Annotated in this window: 14 protein-coding genes, 3 tRNA genes and 1 pseudogene; 7 read left to right on the forward strand and 11 right to left on the reverse strand. The window is 40.6% G+C overall.

What is annotated here, in order from left to right:
- Position 1: 1 nt before the first annotated feature.
- The 6 genes from FHG08_RS03065 to murB form a co-directional block, all read right to left on the reverse strand.
- Positions 2-76 (reverse strand) — tRNA-Gly (locus tag FHG08_RS03065).
- 46 nt (positions 77-122) lie between these two features.
- Positions 123-207, reverse strand: a tRNA-Tyr gene (locus FHG08_RS03070).
- A gap of 41 nt (positions 208-248) precedes the next feature.
- Positions 249-324, reverse strand: a tRNA-Thr gene (locus FHG08_RS03075).
- 126 nt (positions 325-450) lie between these two features.
- Positions 451-1,149, reverse strand: coding sequence for a type III pantothenate kinase (locus FHG08_RS03080; protein ID WP_178956758.1), 699 nt, complete (start codon positions 1,147-1,149; stop codon positions 451-453).
- A complete protein-coding gene (gene birA / locus FHG08_RS03085; RefSeq protein WP_138609568.1) occupies positions 1,146-2,138 on the reverse strand; it encodes a bifunctional biotin--[acetyl-CoA-carboxylase] ligase/biotin operon repressor BirA in 993 nt (330 codons plus the stop codon). The genes FHG08_RS03080 and birA overlap by 4 nt, the downstream gene beginning before the upstream one ends.
- On the reverse strand, positions 2,135-3,145 hold the full coding sequence (gene murB / locus FHG08_RS03090; RefSeq protein ID WP_178956759.1) for a UDP-N-acetylmuramate dehydrogenase: 1,011 nt from the start codon (positions 3,143-3,145) through the stop codon (positions 2,135-2,137). The genes birA and murB overlap by 4 nt, the downstream gene beginning before the upstream one ends.
- A 144-nt stretch (positions 3,146-3,289) precedes the next feature.
- On the opposite strand from murB, the gene FHG08_RS03095 reads away from it, so the two are divergent.
- A complete protein-coding gene (locus FHG08_RS03095) occupies positions 3,290-5,131 on the forward strand; it encodes a M1 family metallopeptidase (protein WP_178956760.1) in 1,842 nt (613 codons plus the stop codon).
- Between the two features lie 50 nt (positions 5,132-5,181).
- On the opposite strand, the gene FHG08_RS03100 is transcribed toward FHG08_RS03095, so the two are convergent.
- Positions 5,182-5,784: a DUF2057 domain-containing protein gene (locus tag FHG08_RS03100; RefSeq protein ID WP_010392289.1), complete on the reverse strand. Its 603-nt coding sequence runs from the start codon at positions 5,782-5,784 to the stop codon at positions 5,182-5,184.
- A 92-nt stretch (positions 5,785-5,876) separates the two neighbouring features.
- On the opposite strand from FHG08_RS03100, the gene FHG08_RS03105 reads away from it, so the two are divergent.
- The 3 genes from FHG08_RS03105 (at position 5,877) to FHG08_RS03115 (ending at position 9,352) form a co-directional block, all read left to right on the forward strand.
- Positions 5,877-6,248, forward strand: a complete 372-nt coding sequence (locus FHG08_RS03105; protein ID WP_010392287.1) for a histidine triad nucleotide-binding protein — start codon at positions 5,877-5,879, stop codon at positions 6,246-6,248.
- Between the two features lie 210 nt (positions 6,249-6,458).
- A complete protein-coding gene (locus FHG08_RS03110) occupies positions 6,459-7,115 on the forward strand; it encodes a response regulator transcription factor (RefSeq protein WP_138609560.1) in 657 nt (218 codons plus the stop codon).
- Positions 7,116-7,195: 80 nt separating this feature from the next.
- Positions 7,196-9,352 (forward strand): response regulator, encoded by a 2,157-nt coding sequence (locus FHG08_RS03115; protein ID WP_138609558.1) that lies wholly within the window; start codon positions 7,196-7,198, stop codon positions 9,350-9,352.
- Between the two features lie 66 nt (positions 9,353-9,418).
- Here FHG08_RS03115 and FHG08_RS03120 read toward each other — a convergent pair whose 3' ends face one another.
- Both FHG08_RS03120 and FHG08_RS03125 read right to left on the reverse strand, forming a co-directional pair.
- Positions 9,419-10,843, reverse strand: coding sequence for a mannose-1-phosphate guanylyltransferase/mannose-6-phosphate isomerase (locus FHG08_RS03120; protein WP_178956761.1), 1,425 nt, complete (start codon positions 10,841-10,843; stop codon positions 9,419-9,421).
- Between the two features lie 58 nt (positions 10,844-10,901).
- The gene (locus FHG08_RS03125; protein WP_178956762.1) at positions 10,902-11,675 is read right to left on the reverse strand and encodes an amidohydrolase; all 774 of its coding nucleotides are present in this window, start codon (positions 11,673-11,675) and stop codon (positions 10,902-10,904) included.
- Between the two features lie 113 nt (positions 11,676-11,788).
- On the opposite strand from FHG08_RS03125, the pseudogene FHG08_RS03130 reads away from it, so the two are divergent.
- Positions 11,789-12,049, forward strand: a pseudogene (locus FHG08_RS03130) (class II aldolase/adducin family protein); the annotation flags it as partial.
- Between the two features lie 15 nt (positions 12,050-12,064).
- On the opposite strand, the gene FHG08_RS03135 reads toward FHG08_RS03130, so the two are convergent.
- Both FHG08_RS03135 and FHG08_RS03140 read right to left on the reverse strand, forming a co-directional pair.
- Positions 12,065-13,546, reverse strand: coding sequence for an FMN-binding glutamate synthase family protein (locus tag FHG08_RS03135; RefSeq protein WP_178956763.1), 1,482 nt, complete (start codon positions 13,544-13,546; stop codon positions 12,065-12,067).
- Between the two features lie 77 nt (positions 13,547-13,623).
- Entirely contained in the window at positions 13,624-15,402 is a 1,779-nt protein-coding gene (locus FHG08_RS03140; RefSeq protein ID WP_178956764.1) for a DUF885 family protein, read from the reverse strand.
- A gap of 332 nt (positions 15,403-15,734) precedes the next feature.
- Here FHG08_RS03140 and FHG08_RS03145 point away from each other — a divergent pair, with 332 nt between their 5' ends.
- The gene (locus FHG08_RS03145) at positions 15,735-16,691 is read left to right on the forward strand and encodes a diguanylate cyclase domain-containing protein (RefSeq protein WP_178956765.1); all 957 of its coding nucleotides are present in this window, start codon (positions 15,735-15,737) and stop codon (positions 16,689-16,691) included.
- Between the two features lie 107 nt (positions 16,692-16,798).
- On the forward strand, positions 16,799-17,554 hold the full coding sequence (gene ubiE, locus FHG08_RS03150; protein WP_008108541.1) for a bifunctional demethylmenaquinone methyltransferase/2-methoxy-6-polyprenyl-1,4-benzoquinol methylase UbiE: 756 nt from the start codon (positions 16,799-16,801) through the stop codon (positions 17,552-17,554).
- Positions 17,555-17,558: the final 4 nt, after the last annotated feature.

The following is a 17,558-nucleotide window of genomic DNA, read 5'->3' on the forward strand; positions in this document are numbered from 1 at the left end:
TTGGAGCGGGCAGCGGGAATCGAACCCGCATCATCAGCTTGGAAGGCTGAGGTAATAGCCATTATACGATGCCCGCTTTAAGGAACCTGTTCTTAAACTACCTCTAACCGTCTAGAATAAAGTGGTGGAGGGAGCTGGATTCGAACCAGCGAAGGCTGAGCCGTCAGATTTACAGTCTGATCCCTTTGGCCGCTCGGGAACCCCTCCACGATAATTCTTTATACTAAGCACTTCCGGTAAAAGGAAAGTGGTGCCGACTAACCGAGTCGAACGGTTGACCTACTGATTACAAGTCAGTTGCTCTACCAGCTGAGCTAAGTCGGCACTGCTTTAGTACGGGGCGAGATTCTAGAGTAAGGTTTATTGGGATGCAACCAAAAAATTAAAAAAAATGTGATTTTATGCTTCAAACGCTCACTATTCGCGCAAAAAGCAGTTTTTTTGTTGTTTTTAACTCTTTTTAGCTAACTCATACCAGTAATTTAAGCCTTTCATCACTAGCATTGGGTCGAAAATACTGTCTGAAAAATGCCCTTGTAATAGCTGACCATAACCACCAGCAAAAATTAAAAGGCTATTTTTTGTATTCAAATGCAGCTTTGCTTGTTCAATTGCGCCAATAGTTGCCACTAAAGCGCCATTTTTTAATCCGTTAGGGGTATTTTTGCCAAGCTCATTAGCAAATGGCGTGTTTGCATCATCAAATACGCGCTGAGTATTTTGGGTGAGTGAGGCAGTCATTAAATCAAGCCCTGGTAATATCCAACCACCTAAGTGCTGCCCATCAATATTAAGGACGTCTATAGTCGTTGCCGTGCCTGCATCAACAACAATTGCGGCCGTATTAGGGTAAAGCGTGTAGCCACTAATGAGCGCCAACCATCTATCTATACCCAAATTACCCACTTGTTGATACGCGCAATGTAACGTACCTAGTTCATGACTAACCGTAGCCTCAAAGCAATCGATATTTTGTGCTTGGGCTTTTTCTAATAGCTGCTTAAGTAATTCACTACGGCCCACACAAGCGTATACAACAACCGTAATTTGCAGCCATGGAATATTATTAGTATCGCATGGCTGTATTTGCCCACCTTGCCACAATACAGCTTTGAGTGAGGTATTACCTACATCAATGAGTAATCTCATGCTTGCGCCTTTCTTAATGAAATCTCACCGCCATAATAACTTTTCACTTCACCGTCTTGGCGAATACGTACACCACCGTGCGCATCTATACCTTCACAAATGCCACACCAACTTCGATGTCCGGTATTAAGCTCTACCTGCTGACCAGCAAATGCATTTAATGCATTCCATTGTTGATACATAGTTTGTAAGCCATTCTCACGATATTGCGCTAAGCGTTGCTCTAAACAATAAGTTAATGAAGCTACTAGTTGATTTTTATCTAGCTGCTGGGTGTGCTGACTTAAATCGGTCCACGCTTGGTCAATGTACTGACTGGCACTTTGTGGCATATTTAAATTAATACCAATCCCTATTACCAACTGACATGGCCCTTGTGGCTGCCCATCTAATTCTACCAAGACACCTGCGAGTTTTTGTTTGTTTATATAAATGTCGTTTGGCCATTTAAGCTCTACTTCAATACCATAAAGTGCTTTTATCGCATCATACACCGCTAAACCAACAGCAATCGATACGCCCATCGCGGCTTGTAAACCATCATCTAAGCGCCAAAAATAACTGTAGTATAAGTTTGCACCAAAGGGTGATTGCCATACTCGGCCTCGACGCCCCCGCCCTGCTTGCTGCATTTCGGCTACAATCACGGTACCCGATTTTAGTGCTGCTTTAGCTTGAATGCGGCGCATTAACTCGCTGTTGGTTGAATCAATCAGTGGTTGCACTTCAATATTCGCGGTATTAGCGCCTAACTCAGCATAGTGCTGCTGTATGCTTTGCTGATTAAGTAAACCTACTTGGTTATTTAAGCAATAGCCTTTACCTGTAACTTTAAATACATCTAAGCCCATAGCCTGTAAGCTTTGAATATGCTTACTTACCGCCGCGCGACTTATTCCTAATTCATCGCCTAGTGCTTGCCCAGAGACGAACCCACCTTCATTCAGTGCATTTAAAATAGCCAGCTTGTTTCCATCAGGTGCCTTCATACTGATTGCTCCAAAGAGATATGGCATTCATTGTGTTGATCAATTAACCGCACTTCATGTTCTAAACTTATGTTGTAACGTGTTAAAACAATATCCTGAATGTGAGCAATCATATTAATTAAATCATCCCCTGTACTATTACCATGATTAACTAGTACCAGCGCTTGTTGTTGATGCACTTCTATACCTGCAATTTTATATCCCTTCAATCCCGCTTGCTCTATTAACCACCCTGCAGCCACTTTATGGTGACCGGCACCATGCGGGTAATGAGGTACCTCAGGATATGTCGTAATTAACTGCGCTAATTCACTATTGGTGATAATAGGGTTCTTAAAAAAACTGCCCGCATTAGCCAGCTTATAGGGATTTGGGAGTTTGCTGTTACGCGTTTGTATCACTTGTGCGCACACTTGCTGTGGCGTCGGGTTTTTTAGTTGTTGTAGCGGGCCATAACTGAGTACTGGCTGCCATATTTTGGACAACTTAAAGTGCACTTGGGTGATCACTGCTTTATTTTTTAGCGCGTGTTTAAATACCGATTCACGATAAGCAAAGTGACATTGCTGATTAGTTAAAGATTTAAAGCTACCGCTATCAATATCAAAATAGTCAACAGCTTCAATAAACTGAGCTATTTCTACGCCATAGGCACCAATATTTTGTACTGGTGCAGCACCGACTGTACCAGGTATGAGGGCTAAATTTTCAAACCCCGCGATACCTTGCTCCAGCAAGTAAGTCACTAATTGATGCCAATTTTCACCGGCAGCTACACTAACTAAAAAGTCATGCGAGCGCTCAGTTATAGTAATGCCTTGGGTTGCCATTTTAATGACCGTGCCTGCATAGTCATTTAAAAAAATAGTATTGCTGCCCTCACCCAACAAACAAAAAGGGACTTTAAAGCACTGACTTTTAAGCTGCGCTGAGTCGGTAATCTCGACAAAATTTTGGCATTGGCTACTTAATGCAAATGTATGTAAGGGTTGTAATGAGTGCGGCACAAAGCCCTCTAAAGGTAGCAGAAATTAATCGCTCTAGTTTAACTCATCGTCGCAAATTGCGCATCAGCTTGTAAAAATTGTTCAACCCACTGCAGCAATCATGATATAAAACCTGCACTTTTTTTATTTGTACTCAAGGTAATTATGAAAATCAAACCTCTTTTTTTAAGCCTAGCTATGGCAGGTATGTGCTCGCAAGCAATGGCCAGCGCTATTGATCAAAATTCCTACGCCAACCTTGATGATGTTATCACCACGCATTTAAACCTTGATTTAGACATCGACTTTGCTGATAAGCAATTGGAAGGTTTTGTTGAGCATACGCTACAGTGGCAAAATGCCAACAGTAAAAAGCTAGTACTTGATACCCGTGACCTTGATATTGATAAAGTGATGTATCAAACGGCAAATGGTAATTGGCATAAAGCTAGTTTCAACCTTGCTAACCGCGATGATGTTAAAGGCTCAAAACTAACTATTACCTTTAAAAATCAAGCACAAAAAGTTCGTATTTACTATAACAGCCGCCCAGAAGCGTCTGGCTTACAGTGGTTAACGCCAGAGCAAACTGCCAGTAAAACTCACCCGTTTATGTATAGCCAGTCACAAGCGATTCATGCACGTAGTTGGATCCCAGTGCAAGACACCCCAGCAATGCGTGTAACTTATAATGCGCGCATTCATACCCCTGAGGATATTCGTGCAGTAATGAGTGCTGATAATAAAGATGCTCTTTATAAAGATGGTGATTACCACTTCACTATGCCACAAGCTATTTCACCTTACTTAATTGCAATTGGTGCAGGTAACTTAGAATTTAAGGCCATGTCTAAGCAAACTGGTATTTTTGCAGAGCCGACTATTTTAGACGCCTCGGTTGCTGAATTTAATGACACCCAAGCGATGATCGACAAAACCAATGCCATGTACGGCGACTATGCATGGGGTCGTTATGATTTACTTATGCTACCACCTAGCTTTCCGTTTGGTGGTATGGAAAACCCACGCTTATCATTTATTACGCCTACGGTTGTTGCTGGCGATAAAAGCTTAGTTAATCTGATTGCGCATGAACTTGCACATTCTTGGTCTGGCAACTTAGTGACGAACGCTACATGGGAAGATTTATGGTTAAACGAAGGTTTTACCTCTTACGTTGAAAACCGCATTATGGAAGAGGTATTTGGGCGTGACCGTGCTGTTATGGAACAAGCACTTGATGCAGCTGGCCTACGTGCGCAACTTAAAACCATTGATGCCCCAGATACACGCCTTAATTTAAAACTAAATGGCCGTGATCCGGATGATGCGTTTAGCTCAGTGCCTTACACAAAAGGTCAGCTATTTTTAATTTACCTAGAAGAAAAATACGGCCGTGATAAGTTTGATGACTTTGTTAAGACCTATTTTAATGAGTTTGCATTTAAATCGCTAACCACTGCGCAATTTGTTTCTTACATCAAAGCTAACTTAATTGAAAAGTATCCAGGCGTAGTGAGCATGGATAAAGTAAACGAGTGGATTTTTCAGCCCGGTTTACCAAGTGATGCACCTAACCCAACCTCTGACGCGTTCGATAAAGTCGATACTGTAACAGCGAGCTGGTTAAAAGGGGATACAACTGCCGCACAATTACCCACTGCAAATTGGACTGTGCATGAGTGGCTACACTTTTTAAACAACTTACCGCGCGATTTAAGCATTGAAAAAATGACTGAATTAGACGGCGAGTTTAACTTAACCCAATCAACCAACGCAGAACGTGCGTTTGCATGGTACATGCTAGCAGTAGGTAATGGTTACCAACCGATTTACCCTGCGCTTGATAAGCATTTATCGGGTATTGGTCGTCGTAAGCTTATCGTGCCGCTTTATAAAGCGCTTATTACCAATGGTAAAAAAGATTGGGCACAAAGCGTATACTTAAAAGCACGTCCGGGTTATCACCCACTGGCACAAGGTACCATTGACGCATTATTTAAATAGCGTTATCAATAAATTAAAAAGGGCCAACTTGGCCCTTTTTTAATGCTTAATTATTTTGTTACTTTATCTAAAAAAGCCTGCCTTTCAGCGAGCGTTGCTTGTTGCCACCAAAAGTCGAGCATATTGGCAGCGCTTGGCATGCCCTTACCATTAATTGGCGCAATCGGTTTAATTGGGCGACTTGGTTTTTGTGGGCCGGCAGGGGTTTCTGAGGCCTGCTGATTAAACTGTGAACTTTGTAGTTGTCGTTCAGCTATCACATTTAATGGCTCAGCTAAGGTACTGCCTTTTGCTTTTAAGCTTACTTGCGGTGCCTCAGCAAATACTTTTGCTGCCACCGCATTTTCAGCACGATTAAATACTAAGGTGTAATCTTTACCTGCTTCAACGGTTACATTGACCCAAAAGGGCTCTGACTCAATCACTTCGTGATCGTCATAACCTAAATCATATAAATCTGTGTATTTAAGCTTTAACTGATAAGTACCCGGTGCTAACTCAACATCATCAACACGACTAAAAATCGAACTTTCAATGACTCGTTCACCCACTTGTAAAGGAACAAACTCCTCGGGAAAGTGAATGTTTTCTGCCAAACTAGATGCACTCACCAAGAGCGCCGCTACACTGCCTAATAATATTGATTTACGCATAATTACTCCTTTAGTTGATTTCAGTTTGACACTGCTGGCAAAATTTGTCATTAGTGGTATACATATTAATCGAAAAAATTAGAGTCATCATTATGAGTCAAGAGACTATTTTTACTAAAATTATTAATCGTGAAATTCCTGCTGACATTATTTACGAAGACGACCTAGCACTTGCATTTAAAGATATTAACCCTCAAGCACCCTTTCATGCGTTGATTATTCCTAAACAAGCCATTGCCACGATTAATGATGTCACTGAGGAAAACTCACATCTTGTTGGTCATCTATATGTGGTAGCGGCTAAGCTTGCCAAACAACTTAATTTTAGCGATGACGGCTACCGCGTGGTGATGAACTGCAATGAACACGGTGGACAAACCGTTTACCATATTCATTTGCATATGCTAGCGGGAAAAGAAATGGGCTGGCCTCCGTATCAAAACACTAAAAAAGTTGCGCTATAATCACTCATTAAATCCTGTATCTTAAAAAATACATTAAAAATACGGCGTTTTTCTTATATACCAAAAAAACAATTACTTATTTGCAACATTTTATGTTTAAATAATCGTAAATCGCACCTTTTCGCCAGTGAAATTGTTACTCCCTAATACAAAAGGTGTGCAGGGATCGTGGTAAGATTAATTAGCCAGCTTTATAAAAGAGTAAAATACATGAGCAGTTCAGCCTTTTTGTTGTTAGATGAAGAACCAATTAACACTATTGGTATTAACGTTTTAGAGCCTTTGTTAAAAACGCAGGGCCTAGACGTAACTACAGGTACGAATATTTTAGATGTTCCGGTAGGTACTCGCTTATTGTTCATTGAAACATCAAGTAAAGACGCATGGACTAAGCTAAAAGAGCAGCTCGTTAATTTACGCGTCAAATGCGATATTGTGTTGTTTAATTTAGATGAAAACCCAGAGCTTGCTAATCGTGCATTACTCAGTGGTATTCGCGGTGTATTTTACACCACCGATAATGCTGACGTATTAATGAAAGGGATTCGTTTACTACTTGAAGATCAGCTTTGGTATCGTCGTGATATTATGTGTAATGCGCTCAACCGTATGCTGCAATTTAACAAAGACGCACTACATAAGCTAACTGATGGCGATATTGAGCCAATCAAACTCACTAAACGTGAAAAAGCGATTATCTCGTTAATGAGTAACGGGTCGAAAAATAAAGAAATTGCTGAAGAGTTAAGCATTAGCCCACACACGGTTAAAACTCACTTATACAGCGCATTTAGAAAAACTAAATGCCGTAACCGTATTGAACTACTCTCTTGGGCACAACAAAATATTCCTGACGAAATTCGTTAAGGCTTATTTAAATAAATTTAATACAGGCACTTCAGGTGCCTGTTTTTATATCTTCTTTAAAAATCGCTGTTGGGGTCTTAATGCTCGACTCATTTACGCTTTATTTTGCCAGTATCGCTGTTATGACAGTGATGACGTTACTGAACTTTTTAACTTGGCGTACCAATAAGCATGTCCCCGGCACGTTACTTTATATCTCCTACCCTTTACTACTATTAGCCGCCATTGTGGGCTTTGCGCTCATAGGTAAAATCCCTGAAAAGCTTGCCATTACCTTTGCTAATAGCATGATGTTTTTAGCGTCCATTGTGCATTGCTTATCGCTGAGTCAGTTTTTAAATTATCGTGGTCGTGGTTTTAAATTTGTTTGCCTATTTACCGCTGCCAGCGCTTTATTGCTTGTTTACTTCACTTTTTTTCAGCCATCTATGCGCTCACGGGTTTATATTTCTGACTTTCAACATATTGTAGAAGCCGCTTTTTTACTATTTGTTTTTTTTAAATATGCGCGAAAACCTTATCCTAATGCCAGTATTGTTTACATTATTATTTTAACCTTGGTTGCAGCCAGTTTTATCACTCGAACTATTTTTATGGATCGCGTTGCACAACAAGATGCAATATTAAACCCATGGTTTGACTCACTATTATTTTTGAACAGTGTGATTGCCCCTATGTTTTATGCAGCCGGTATGGCTCTATTGTGTAATGAACGCAGAGAATTAAGGCTTAATAAACTTACCGAAAAAGCACACAAAGACTTAGAGATTCGCGGGCTCTTTTTATCAACTATAAGCCATGAAATACGCACCCCATTAAACGGCATTTTAGGCAGCGCACAACTGGTGTTAAACCAAACTAGCGACAGCCGCAATAAAGCTTATTGCGAAGCCATTATCAACTCAGCTGAGTCGCTCAACTTACTAGTAGATAAAGTACTGGAATACGCAAGCTTAGATCAGCATGACGAAGCCTTGTACGAAGAAGACATAGAATTCAAAACTTGGCTACAAAACTTATGCCTGCTGTTAAGTCCTCTGGCCGAACAAAAACAGCTTAAATTTGAGCTTGCCTGTAACATCCCTGATAAAGCCTGTTATTACTGCGACCAACAAAAGCTCAGACAAATCATTATTAATCTTGTTGGTAATGCGATTAAATTTACCGACACCGGCACAGTAAAAGTGCAAATTGATTTAATTAATGAAACTCAGCTCGATCATACTCTTAAAGTAAGCGTACTCGATTCAGGCCCGGGTATTGAAAAAGATGAAATTGATTACTTAACTGAGCCCTACATTCAAAGCAGCGCCGGTAAGGAAAAAGGCGGAACGGGGCTTGGTCTGGCTATAACTAGTCGCCTTCTCGATAAAATAAATAGCCAACTAGAAATCACCAGTGAGCTGGGAGTGGGTAGCGTATTTAGCTTTAACATGACACTAGCAATAGGTGAACTTAGCCTTGTAGAGCAGCGCCATCAAAGTAAGGATTATTTAACCGGACTTGATGTGTTACTTGTTGAAGATTTAGATTTAAACCAAAAAATAGCCGTTGAATTTATGGCTGACGACGAACATAAAATTAAGCTCGCTAAAGATGGCAAAAGTGCGATTGAGTTGATGAAAAAATACCACTTTGATGTGGTGTTACTTGATATGAACTTACCCGATTTAACAGGGCAGCAAGTGCTAAAAACACTCAAGCGAGTGGAGCATAAAAATCAGCGAACTCCGGTGCTGGCCTTTACTGCCAGTTTGAGCCCTGATGAAATAAAAGAATACTTAGCACTGGGTATTAAAGACATTGTTGGCAAGCCATTAAAGCAAGAAAAACTACGCCAAGCATTGAGTGATTCACAGTCAACACAAACAGCTAGCATTGCCGTCGAGCTGATTGATACGTTATACGATGAAACCGCAACAGAGACCTTAACAAGCTCTTTTAGTATTGACGAAGTATCTTCTATTTATAATGAGTTTATCCTATCTGCGCGTAATAAGCTGAGCCGTTGCCAAGCTTTATTAGAGCAAGACCCCGAGCAATGCATTAAGTTATTACATCGCCAAGCCAGCACCGCAATGCAACTTGGTTTTAATAGCTATGGACTGGCACTGAAAAAAATAGAACGACGCTTGCTTGATAAAAAGCCATTAAATAACTCATTAAATGAAGCCAGCACACTGTGGCAACACAGTTTAGAAGCCTATTTAAGGTATGTGCGCCAAGGGCTAGAGTAATACGGTTACGGGCTACCAAGTTTTACGACCGTAACAAATGATCAACCATATTTACTATTTATACTGTTATTTTCTACCGTATACATCATCAAATCGCTCTATGTCACTTTCATCCAATATGGCACCCGTTTGCACTTCAATAACAATTAAGGGTTCGGGCTGATTATTCGCTAAGCTGTGCAGTTGTTTTGCACCAATATAACAAGATTGGTCATGGGTCAGTGTTAAGCCTTGCTGGTCAATACATATATCTGCAGTACCTGAGACAACCACCCAATGCTCGGCACGATGCTGATGACGCTGGGTTGAGAGTTTTTCACCACTTTTTACGGTAATTTTTTTAACTTTAAAGCCGATACTTTCTATTAACGTACGATAATGTCCCCAAGGGCGGTAAACCACCTGATGATGCGCCAGTTTGTCATTTTGCGTAATTGCCAATTGCTTAAGTATTAAAGGCAAGCCTTCAAGCGAATCTTGTTTTGCAATCAAGGTGGCATCATGAGTATGTACAATCGCTAAATCGCTCACACCTAAAGTAGCAATTGTGTGCCCATCTTCGCTAATAACTAGGTTATTAATACTATTCTGTGCAATATGTTGCTGATTTTGACTGTTACCCTGCGAATCCTTTTCTGCAAGCGCAGCCAGTGCAGAAAAACTGCCGACATCGCTCCACTTTAACGCCACAGGCATTACCACTACATTATTGCTGCGCTCTAAAATAGCGTAGTCAATTGAGTCATTTGGGCAAGATTCAAGTGCATGGGCATTTGCTCTGGTAAACGCTAAGTCTTGTTTAAAGTCAGTGGCACTAGCAACACTTTTAGCAATTTTAGGGGCAAAGCGTTCCAGTTCTTTTAGATATGCCGCGGGAGTAAATAAAAACATACCACTATTCCAACTATAACCGCCCTCAGCTAAATAAGTTAATGCAGTTGCTAAATCAGGCTTTTCCTTGAACTGGTCAACTTCAAAGCAACAGGTATCTTTAATGGCTGCGCCCTGTTTTATATAACCATAACCTGTGTGTGGCTCTGTCGGCGTAATTGAAAATGTAACTAATTTACCTTGCTCAGCAAGTTTAATCGCATCGGATAACTGAGCCGTTAATGCGGTAAAGTCTGCAATATGATGATCGGCAGGCATCACCAACAAAGGGCCCGTGATATTATTTTTTAAAGCATAGTGCGCGGCAAGAGCGATAGCTGGTGCGGTATTTTTGCCTTCTGGCTCAAGTACTATGGCATAGGGTTTTGCAAATGCTGCCTGCTCTGCGGCAATAAATCGATGCTGTTCATTACAGACCAAAATAGCGGGATTAAAGCCCTCAGTTGCAACTCGTAATAAGGTACTTTGTAATAACGACTGCTGGTTATTATCATCAAGCAAAGATAAAAACTGCTTTGGCATTGCTTGGCGCGATAGCGGCCAAAGCCGTGTACCAATGCCGCCAGCTAAAATTACCGGTGTAATAAGGGTTGTATTCATAAAGCCGCCAATAAAAATATCAGCGGTTATTTTAGCACTTTATCGGCTGGGCGCTAATTTATACCAATGCAAAAGCATCGGCATCTAAATGTGCCGGAAATTTAGCTCTAAACTCATCAAGCGGCGCTTTATTTAACGTGATTGTTAATAATGCTTGCTGGTCATCATGCGCTTTAATCAGTGGCTCACCTTTAAAGTCATACACTGCGGTTCCACCGCTGTGGTCAATACCATTGCCATCTTCGCCAACCCGGTTTACGCCAACCACGTAGCACAGGTTTTCCATTGCTCGCGCCATTAATAAAGTGTCCCACACATTACGCCTTGCCGCAGGCCAGTTGGCAATATTAATCATCACGTCGTAGTCATTGTTATTGCGCTGAAACACCGGAAAACGTAAATCGTAGCAAACTTGCGGTAAAATTTTAAACCCATTGAGCTCAAACACTTTACGGGTTTGTCCTGGCACTACAAATTCACCCTCGTTACCCAAACAAAATAAGTGGCGCTTATCGTAATAGCTCACTTCTCCATTTGGTTGTACCCAATAAAACCGGTTGGCCTTTTTGTCTCCTTGGGTTACCAATACTGAGCCTGCAATCACTGCATTATGTTGTTTAGCTTGTGTTTTAAGCCAACTCAGTACTGAGCCATTTTCAGCCTCACCACAATCAAGGTTAACCGCAAATCCAGTGGCAAAGGTTTCGGGCAATACAATTAAATCTGGTTTATTGGTGATGTTGGCAAGTTGTTGTTCAAACATAGCTAAATTGGCTTTTTTATCGAGCCAATGCAATGAGTTTTGTAATAGTGCTAAAGTTAAAGTTGACATAAAATCTGCGCCGCCTCTATTAGGATTTGATCGTTTTAAGCAAAACATAAACGAATAACTTTATCGCCATTAGGCTGCTTGTATTGCATATCCATCGATTACCACAACAGTGGTCTCATTTAGAAACCTTAAGCATTCCTATTTTTGATAACGGCCATGATATTGACCGTTTAAGCTTATTAGTTAGCGATCACCATTTGCACTCACCGATTAAATTTGGTGTATTAATTCGCGATCATGGCTTATATGCAGTTGGCAAAAATATTGCTGAAGTGCGTCGCCACCTAGAAGCACTAGAGTTTTTGTTTAGCTGCGAATTAGAGCGATTAAAAATCACCGGCATTCGAGCGAGCAATACACCTCATCATCGATAACTAACAAGCAAGTATTTAATGGTAATGCTCGTACATTTTATCTAGCGGCTCAGAAAGGCCACTTTCTTGTACTATACGTACATGTTTGCGTTTTAATTCGCGAGCACTGGTAACGCCACAAGAATGTGCAATAAGCCCCGCACCGTAATGGATGTATTTATTATAATTTGCAACTCGCTGCGCTTTATCTTCAACATTCAAACCACGTTGTAAACGTTCATTATGCGTAGTAATTCCTGTTGGGCAAGTATCTTTATTACATTGCATAGCCTGAATGCAGCCTAGTGCAAACATATGCCCTCGGGCAGAAACTACAAAGTCGGCTCCTAGTGCTAATGCCCATGCGACTTTGGAAGGCACAATTAATTTACCCGAAACAATAATTTTAACTCGCTCTCTAAGACCATGTTTCTTTAATAGCTGTATAACTAAAGGGAGGCTTTCTTTAAGCGGTAACCCTACAGAATCTAATAAAGATTGTGGTGCTGCGCCGGTACCGCCATCCGCACTATCAATAGTAATAAAGTCGGGCGCGGACTCAATACCACGATGATTAATCTCGGCGAATAAACTTTCTAACCAAGTATGTTCACCAATAACCGCTTTAAAGCCTGTTGGTTTACCCGTTGCAGTTCTGATGGTGGTAAGCATGTCTAGAATATCGCTTGGATTTTTTATCTCTGGGTGCCCATTTGGGCTAATAGAATCCTGCCCTTCGGGTATGCCTCTTATTTTGGCAATTTCAGCATTCACTTTTCGCCCAGGTAACATGCCGCCTTTTCCGGGCTTAGCTCCTTGGCTCATTTTCAGTTCAAACATTTTAACTGCTGGATGCGCAGCAACGGCTTTTAGCTTTTCTGTACTTAAATTTCCCTGCTCGTCGCGTACACCGTATTTTGCGGTGCCAATTTGAAATACAATATCGGCGCCACCTTCTAAGTGATACGGACTAAGGCCGCCTTCCCCCGTGTTCATCCAACATCCTGCTAATTTTGCCCCCTTCGATAGTGCACGTACAGCCGGGCTGGATAGCGCACCAAAGCTCATGCCCGATATATTAAATAGCGAATTTGTGGTGTAAGGAAATTTACAGTAAGGGCCAAGCGTTATGTTGCTCGGCGCTAAGGCTTCTTCATCTAAGGTAGGAAACGCACAGTTCATAAACATGACTGTGCCTGTGGCCTCTAAACTTTGAGTTGAACCAAAAGCGGCCGTGTGATCAACATCTTTAGCCGCGCGGTAGACCCAACTGCGCTCGGCGCGATTAAAGGGCATTTCTTCACGATCGAGGGCAAAAAAATACTGTCTAAAAAACTCACCTTGGCGCTCAAAGAAATAACGAAAACGTCCAATCACGGGATAATTACGCCTAATAGCATGCTTTGTTTGCGTAACATCTCGAATATAAAAAATAGCAATTAATACAACCAGCAATCCCAATGCAACAATAAATAGGCTGGCAAACACATCGATACTGAACATTATAAACTGACTCATTACTTATCCTTAAATGCTAAAAAAGCGTGATGCCATCAAATAACACCACACTTTTATAGTTTCAAAATAATGCGCTTTTAGCTATCTGTTTTTGCTAACTCTGCTTGTATATACAAACGTATTTGTTGCTCAAGCACCGACAAAGGTACTGAGCCATGGCGCAATATTTGATGATGAAACTCACGAATATCAAATTGCTGACCTAATGCTTGCTCAGCCTCTGCGCGCAGACGTTTAATTGTTAACTCACCAATTTTGTAAGACAGCGCTTGTGCTGGCCACGAAATATAACGGTCGGTTTCCGTTTTTACATTATGTAATGAAAGTGCCGTATTATCAGCCATAAAGTTCATTGCACGCTCTCGACTCCAGCCATACATATGCATCCCCGTATCAACCACTAAACGTGCAGCACGCCACATTTCGTAGGTTAAACGACCAAAGTTGCTATATGGGTCTTGATAAAAACCAGCCTCAACCCCTAAGTACTCTGAATATAACCCCCAGCCTTCACCAAATGCTGATAAATAGGCATCTCGGCGATAGCTAGGTAAGCTTTCAAGCTCTGCATTGAGTGATATTTGTAAATGATGGCCCGGTACGGCTTCGTGCAGCGTTAACGCTTCTAAAGCATAGAGTGGTCGTTTATCTAAAGCGTACGTGTTTACCCAATAAAAACCGGCTTGATCATCACGGCTCGAACCTGAATAGCGCCCAGTAGTGTACTTAGGTGCAATATTGGCGGGCACCGGCGCTACGCCATAGGGTTTGCGTGGTAAGGTATGAAATAATTTAGGTAACTGTGCATCCATTTTTTTGGCAATGTACGCGGCCTCTTTTAATAATTGTTCAGGCGTTGTGGCGTAAAACTGCGGATCAGTACGTAAAAAGTGGATAAATTCTGCAAACGTGCCCTTAAAACCCACCTCTTTGATGACCGCTTCCATTTCACTGCGAATACGCGCCACCTCAGCTAAACCCAGCTCATGGATTTCTTTTGGGGTCATTTGTGTCGTGGTGTAATACTTAGCACGATTTGCATAAAAGGCTTCGCCATTAGGAGTTGACGAAATACCAATATCACTGCGCGCGCCAGGTAAGTATTCAGTATTAAAAAAAGTTAAGTAATCTTTATAGGCTTTAATAACTTGGCTGCTAATAATTGCTTTAGCTTGTTGTTGTAACGCTGCAAATGCACTATCACTTAAGCCAGCGGTATTGTTTAAAAACGGCTTGTAAAATTCAGACTGTGTTACATCGTCAACAATGTAGGCAGTAATAGAGTCTTGGTAGCCAATTAATACCGCTTTGGGTTGAGTTAAACCAACTTCTAATCCTTTACGCATCCAGCCTATGTTTTGCTCAAAAAAGCGCGGCACTTGCTGTAATCGCTTTAGGTAGTTTTGATAATCTTGTGCAGTTTTATAATCCGAGCTATTAACAATAAACGATAGGCTTGAATGAAAGCCATACTCTGACGTTAAAGGCATGTAGTGTGCGTTAAATACATATTCATCAACACTATTTTGCACTTGCGCTCGAATAATACTGTAGTTAATTTGGTTTTCGTCACTCAGCTTGCTCATATCTATTGCATCTAAATCAGCCAATAACTGCGTGTTTTTTTGATACTGCTGCGCTAAAAAGTCAGCTGATAAGTTAGGAAGTAAATAGCCATCAACACCCTCAGGATTACTGTACGGACTTACATTTTGGCGATGTTTTACGATATTTTCGGCCGTTTGCGTAAATTGCTGATTGGCGTTAATTGTAGTTAGCTGACACGCGCTTAATGAACACATTAAGGTGACACTTAATAAGGAAAGACGCATTTTTTTTGAAAGAGATAAATTCATAGTTATTGAGCTTAGTGACGTTACAGATGTGATAAACCTATCGTAGCCTAAATAAATAGCAAATAAATATACGACCAATTGCGAAAATATACGGTAGTAATCATTTTATTAACTTAAGTTAATACTTAACAATTAGAGTAATTGCTCAAAAAAACAACGGTTATTGAAATTATAGCGCCATTTTAGCCAACTACGACTCATTTTACTTTTAAATAACAGATATAATGATTATTGTATCTGTGCTTGGAAGCAAATTGCCTCATTGGACGAGTTTTATAAATCAGCATTTATGCGTATTTGGTTGGTAATTGCAAATGATGTTCCATGATTCCATGGCTATAGCACAAGAAAAAATGACAAAAGTATGTATGTTTTTAGAGCATCATGTTTTGCCTCCTACCCCCTTAAATTTTCAAGTTGTGTATACATACATTAGTAAAATCCATTTTGCGCTTAACAATGCTATTGATGAAGCCATAGATGCCCAACAAAATATTGATGAGCTATTTATTGAGCAACTCTATTTTGAATATTTAAATCAGGGTCATAAAACCGAAGTAGCAATGATTGAAAACGTCAATGGCGTGATCAACTCACTATCGCGAAATGCACAGCAAACCGAAAAAAAACTTAACGATTTCGCAGGTCATGTTAATGACTGCTTACATTCTTTAGATGAAAATAATATTGCTAATAGCCGCATCGCCTTAGAAAGACTTAATGAGCAAACGCAGTTACTGTTCTCGCAACAAGCGCAATTTAAACAAGACCTAAGTCAGGCAAAAAAACTACACGAAACAACTAAAAAACAACTCAATACCTTGCGCAAACAACATGTCATTGATCCGCAAACAGGCTTATACAAACGCCATTATTTAACTAAGCAAACACAATTATGGCTAAAACAAGACAAGTCAATTTCAGCAATTGCCATTCAAATTGATAATTTAGAGCATTTTATTAATAACTTTGGTGATGCAATTGGCGAAGTGATTTTAAATAAAGTAGCTAAGCAAGTTCAAAAGTATGTTTCGCAAAGTGGCTTAGCCGGGCGCTCTGCAAAAGACCAATTTATCGTTCTACTTGCTAACATTGAGCCCGAAACAGCTAAATTGATTGCAGAGAAAGTAATAGCTGGGGTCGAAAAGCTACGTTTTATCAGTTCAAAAAGCGATTTAAAACTCCCTCCCATTTCTCTCTCATTAGGGATTACGGAACAACAAGGCGACTTTAACCAACTAGTTAAAAGTGCCTCAAACGCGGCGTTTAAATCACGTGCATCTCAATAGCAAAGCACACTGTTCACACAATAAATTAGCTGATAAATCATATTCAAATTGCACCCTTGGTGCACAATCAAGTACACTAGTCTCTATTACCACGATAGAGATTAATCATGAACGAGAACCCTGAAAAGACCACGCATTTTGGCTATAAAACTGTTGCCGAAACCGAAAAAGCTTCTATGGTTGCTGATGTATTTCATTCTGTTGCGACAAAGTACGATGTTATGAATGATCTCATGTCTTTTGGTATTCATCGTTTATGGAAACGTCAAACAATTGCCAGCTCAGGTATTCGTAAAGGTCATCATGTATTAGATTTAGCCGGCGGTACTGGCGATTTAACTGCAAAGTTTAGCCAGCTTGTTGGCGAAACCGGTCAGGTTGTTTTAGGTGATATAAACTCTTCAATGTTAAAAGTAGGCCGCGAAAAGCTGCATAACTTAGGCCTTGTAGGCAACATTGATTACGTACAAATGAATGCTGAAGCCTTACCTTTCCCTGATAATAGTTTTGATTTAATTACGATTGCTTTTGGCTTACGTAACGTGACGGATCAAAATAAAGCATTGCGCTCTATGTACCGCATTTTAAAACCAGGGGGTCGTTTACTCATTCTTGAGTTTTCAAAACCAGAGCAAGAGCTTCTCAGCAAGGCGTATGATTTTTACTCTTTCAACATCTTACCTACTATGGGTAAACTAGTTGCTAACGACAGTGAATCATACCAATACTTAGCAGAGTCAATTCGTATGCACCCAGATCAAGAAACCCTTAAAGCGATGATGGTCGAAGCAGGGTTTGAGCAAGCGACTTATCAAAATCTAACTGGTGGCATTGTTGCCCTGCATCGTGGATTTAAATACTAAGGTT

Source organism: Pseudoalteromonas sp. Scap03, assembly GCF_013393115.1.
Taxonomy (GTDB): Bacteria; Pseudomonadota; Gammaproteobacteria; order Enterobacterales; family Alteromonadaceae; genus Pseudoalteromonas.